This window comes from Edaphobacter sp. (genome assembly GCF_035532915.1).
Taxonomy (GTDB): domain Bacteria; phylum Acidobacteriota; class Terriglobia; order Terriglobales; family Acidobacteriaceae; genus Edaphobacter.
Genome location: NZ_DATKQC010000226.1, coordinates 1 through 4667 on the forward strand (window position 1 = coordinate 1; position 4667 = coordinate 4667).

The 4667-nt window shown below is 58.9% G+C and carries 4 protein-coding genes and 1 pseudogene; 2 read left to right on the forward strand and 3 right to left on the reverse strand.

All coding sequences use genetic code 11. The annotated features are described in order from the left end of the window. Both VMU57_RS10955 and pgsA read right to left on the reverse strand, forming a co-directional pair. The coding region (locus tag VMU57_RS10955; RefSeq protein ID WP_325383331.1) for a hypothetical protein at positions 1–312 on the reverse strand (312 nt) is incomplete at its 3' end. A 119-nt stretch (positions 313–431) separates the two neighbouring features. Continuing rightward, entirely contained in the window at positions 432–1124 is a 693-nt protein-coding gene (gene pgsA, locus VMU57_RS10960; RefSeq protein WP_325383334.1) for a CDP-diacylglycerol--glycerol-3-phosphate 3-phosphatidyltransferase, read from the reverse strand. 262 nt (positions 1125–1386) lie between these two features. On the opposite strand from pgsA, the gene VMU57_RS10965 reads away from it, so the two are divergent. Continuing rightward, positions 1387–2931, forward strand: a complete 1545-nt coding sequence (locus VMU57_RS10965; protein ID WP_325383332.1) for an Ig-like domain-containing protein — start codon at positions 1387–1389, stop codon at positions 2929–2931. 3 nt (positions 2932–2934) lie between these two features. Here the strand turns inward: VMU57_RS10965 and VMU57_RS10970 are convergent, their stop codons facing one another. Next, positions 2935–4200, reverse strand: coding sequence for a Glu/Leu/Phe/Val dehydrogenase (locus VMU57_RS10970; protein WP_325383333.1), 1266 nt, complete (start codon positions 4198–4200; stop codon positions 2935–2937). Positions 4201–4357: 157 nt separating this feature from the next. On the opposite strand from VMU57_RS10970, the pseudogene VMU57_RS10975 reads away from it, so the two are divergent. Next, positions 4358–4667, forward strand: a pseudogene (locus VMU57_RS10975) (anthranilate synthase component I); the annotation flags it as partial.

A 4667-nucleotide genomic window follows, 5' to 3' on the forward strand; every position in this document is an offset into this window, starting at 1 on the left:
CCAGCCTGCATTGGCCGAAAGACCTATGGGAGAAAACTGCAGGTTCTGCGTATCGCTCTTTGAGACCGTCTCGATACCCGTCGGAGAAGGGTCAAAGACGAGGACAGGATTTCGCATCATCTTTGCCAGCTCCAACTCCAGCGTCATGCCCTGACCGACTCCGGCGCAGTAGGCGACCTGGGGCACCGGATTGATATTGATGAACCAACCACTGTGCTCGTCACCGACAAGCTTGATATCGGCGCAGTGAGCACAGAAAAGCTGATCAACGGCGACGCGTGCTTTACTTCGAACCCATCGGACAAGTGTCATCTCTTCTTCTCCAAAGCTGAGTCTTGTGCAATACAGACGCTACCTGCGGCTAATTCTGCAATCGACATTCAATGGGAAACGAAAAAACTCGTGCTCGATTATCTGGCCCCCCGATCCGATCAAGAGATGCGGGAAGGGTGCTCGGTCGGGGGTGCTGCTTTCTTTTTGCGGCTCAAAACGAAGCTGCGGCGATTGCGGCGGTCATCGCTGGCATGGTCGATCTTCTTCCAGAAGCCAACGAAATAATCGACCGCGGAGATGATCGAAACGATCACCATCCAGTAGATCGCCGTCACTGCAATGAAGTGAACGCCAACGATGAAGCCGCCCAGGTTCCAGTAGTCCCAGCGATGCGCCAGAATAGCCGCAACAACGGAGACGATCTGGATGACCGTCTTGAGCTTGCCAATCTCGCTGGCCTCGATCGTGAAGCCCTCCGTGGCAGCGATCGAGCGCAGCCCGGAGACAAGAAACTCTCGCCCAATGACCAGGACAGCAATCCACGCCGGAACGACCCGCGGATTGTATGCGACCAGGATGATAAAGGCCGAGCTGACCATGAGCTTGTCCGCGAGCGGATCGAGCAGCATCCCCATCGTCGTGATCTGCTGGCGCCGCCGCGCAAGGTAGCCGTCGAGCCCGTCGGTAATGCTCGCCAGAACGAAGACGATGGCGGCGATCACCTCCTGCTCGCCGCCACGCAGACCCACAGCTCCATGACCACCCGTCCACGGAAAAGCAGGCGACAGGACCCAGATGAGAAGGGGCACGCATGCAACGCGGCTCATCGTGATGGAGTTGGGCAGATTCATGCGCAGACGGTCGAGAACAGCATGGGAGGATATACCGCCCAATGATAGTAATTCTGCCACATCGCCGATAGCGTCGGCGTGAAAGCCAAACCGACCCCTCAGGGGAGACGGCCCTCAGGCGCGAATTGTTGCGCGTTTTACCGATTCTTTCTTCAATCCCCCCAATCCGGCAATAATCTCCGCCTTCAACCCTCGCTCTAGCTTTCGCGCCCAATTGCCGATAAAGAGACAGTCTGCCACGACGGCTCAAAGAGTATTCCAAATGTCGATTCCAACCTTCGTCCTGAAGACGGCCACTCATATCGCATGGATATCCCTATGTCTCCCCGCACCGGCCCAACAGCTTTCAACCGACCAGGCCACTAAAAATGCAGCTACGCCTATCGTGACGTCGCAAACGGCGGCCGTCGCGACCACAGTCATGCTGACTATCTCTACGGCGTCCAGCATCTCCTACGGCGAGGACGTCGGCGGCTACGCTCTGGTCACCTCCAGCGACGCCACCACACTCTCGGGAACCGTATCGTTTTACGACGATGCAACCAACATTTGCACCATCCCCGTTACGCAGACCAAAAGCTGCCCGGCCAGCGCCGGAACCGGATTCGCCGCCGGAACCCACCTCCTAACGGCAACATATTCCGGAGACTCCACCCACCAGAGCTCAATATCCAATGGTGTTCCCATCCTGGTCGTGCCCGACATAACCACCCTGAGCCTGTCCAGCTCCGCGAATCCCGCAGGCTATGGAAGCAACGTGATGTTTACCGTGACAGCGCGCGGCAATCACGCCATTCCCTCCGGGCAGGTCCAGTTTCTGGACGGAACCAGCCTCATTGCCACAGCGACGCTCAACCCGGCTGGCACAGTCACCTTGGCGGAATCCTCATTGAAGCTGGGAACTCACCCCATAACGGCCCGATATACGGCAACCCAGAACTTCGGGGCCGCAGTCAGCACCGCACTCAATCAGCTCATTCAGACCTCAGCGGGAATGGCGACGTTGACGATGCTGGCCTCCAATTTAAATCCTGCAACAGCCGGACAGAGCATAACCTTCACCGCCGATGTGGTGACGGTGGGGCAATCGCTTGTGCCCACCGGAGCGGTGACATTCCTCGACGGAAGCACCGTCCTGGGAACCTCATCCTTGAACAGCTCCGGGCTGGCTACCCTGAGCACCTCCTCACTCGAATCCGGCAGCCACTCGATCTCCGCCAGCTACGCGGGCTCTGCGGCAACCGCTGCAAGTTCGTCCACCCCACTGGCAGAGACCGTGAATGCCTCATCGACAACCAGCCCCGCTCCATTTACGGTGGCCATCGCAGGCACGCCCACCGTCATCACCGGACAAAGCGTGAACCTCCTGCTCACCGTAGCTCCCCGAGTTAGCTCTCAGCAACCGGTGCAGCTCTCGTGCGCGGGACTGCCAGCCGAGTCCGCCTGCACCTTTGGCACGGCGGCGCTTCCTGCCAGCGGCGGCACGACTAGCCTGCAGATCAGCACCATGGCCCCGCATAGCTGCCAATCGGACATTCCCTACACGCAAAACTCCGGAATCCCCTTCACCGGACCGGCCCTTGCATGCCTGATGCTGTTGTTCCTCCCGCGCCGCCACCGCAAATCGCTGAAGAACCTGCTGATGGTTGTCGCCGTCTGCGGCATGGCATCCCTCATGGGCTGCGGAAACTGCAGCGACCTGGGAACGCGTCCCGGAGACTATGCCGTCCAGGTCATCGCCGCCTCCACGGGAGCCGTCACCAGCAAAGTCATCACAAAGATTACGCTGCACGTCACCGTGCCTTAAGGTCTAGGCATACATGCCGCGCTGCTTAGTTGTATAAGCCACGCGATCGATGGCCAGCATATAAGCGGCAATGCGGTTATTGACGTTGTGGGTCTTCGCATAGGCAAGAACGTCGTGGAAGCTGTCGGTCATAATGCGGTCGAGCCGCTGGTTCACTTCAGCCTCGGTCCAGAAATAGCCCATCCTATCCTGCACCCACTCGAAGTAGCTGGTCGTAACCCCACCGGCATTGGCGAGAATGTCGGGGATCACAAAGATGCGCTTGTCGGCGAGAATATCGTCCGCAACAGTCGTCGTCGGTCCATTCGCTCCTTCGCAGAGAATACGGCAGCGCAACTGATCAGCATTGCGGCTAGTGATCACGTTTTCAGTCGCCGCCGGAATAAGAATCTCGCACTCGCGGGTCAGCAATTCATCCTTGTCGGCGGCCTCCGCCCCGGCAAAACCATTGATCGTGCCAGCTTTTCCACGATGCTCGGTCAAAGCGCGAATATCGATTCCGTATGGATCGTAGAGTCCGCCATCGTATTCGGCGATGCCGATGATCTTGTAGCCCTTCGCCGCAAGAATCGCCGCCGCATTGGAGCCGACGTTACCAAATCCCTGCACAATCACCCGGCAGCCCTCGACCGACATACCAAGATGCTTCAAGGCCTCGTCGCATACGACGGAGATGCCCCTCCCCGTAGCCTCCCTCCGCCCCCGCGAGCCGCCGATGTTGATCGGCTTGCCCGTCACCACAGCGGTGCAGGTCTGCCGCGTGTGCATCGAGTACGTATCCATAATCCACGCCATGGTCTGTTCGTTGGTGCCCATATCAGGCGCGGGAACATCCTTCTCCGGGCCGATAAACTCCATCAGCTCGGCGGTGTAGCGCCGGGTCATCCGCTCCAGCTCTCCCTGCGACATCTTTTTCGGGTCGCAGATGATGCCACCCTTGGCCCCGCCAAAGGGAATATTGACGACAGCGCACTTCCAGGTCATCCAACTGGCCAGCGCCCGCACCTCGTCGAGCGAAACGGTAGGCGCATAGCGCACACCACCCTTGCCGGGACCGCGCGCAATGGAATGCTGGACGCGGTAGCCGGTAAAGACCTCAATCGATCCGTCGTCCATACCCACGGGGATGTAAACCGTAATCTCGCGCACCGGCAAGCGCAGGACCTTCATAATCCCCGCGTCGAGATTGAGCTTTTTAGCGGCAATATCGAATCGAGCGGCTTGCGCCTCCCACGGGTTTGTCTCCTGCTCGATAGAAAGCGTCTGCATGGCCATAATCCTCTTCTCTGTTGGCAATCCCAGCGTTGCTCCAGCCAAACCCCGAGGGAGTATAGGCTCGGCCGCCGAAGCTGCGCAATCCAACCAATTCATTAGACGCAGGCCAGAGGCAAACACGAAACCAGCCGCAGTTATGATGGAAGCAGCCATGCCCATCGCCGATACCAATTCCCTGCCCTCTGCAAGCGACTTTCTCAAGCTGAGCCGCAAGCACTCGCTCGTTCCCGTCTACCGCACCGTGACGGCGGACCTCGAAACGCCGGTGTCGGCCTTTCTGCGCATCGCCGCCGAAGAGCCGGAGGCCTTTCTGCTGGAGTCGGTCGAAGGCGGCAAGCACGTCGGCCGCTACACCTTCATCGGCATCCAGCCTTATAAAAAGATCGTCTCGCGCGGCCAGCAAATTACCGTGCACGAAGGCCGCCGTCAGCGCACCTTTACCGGAGATATCTTTCAAGAAC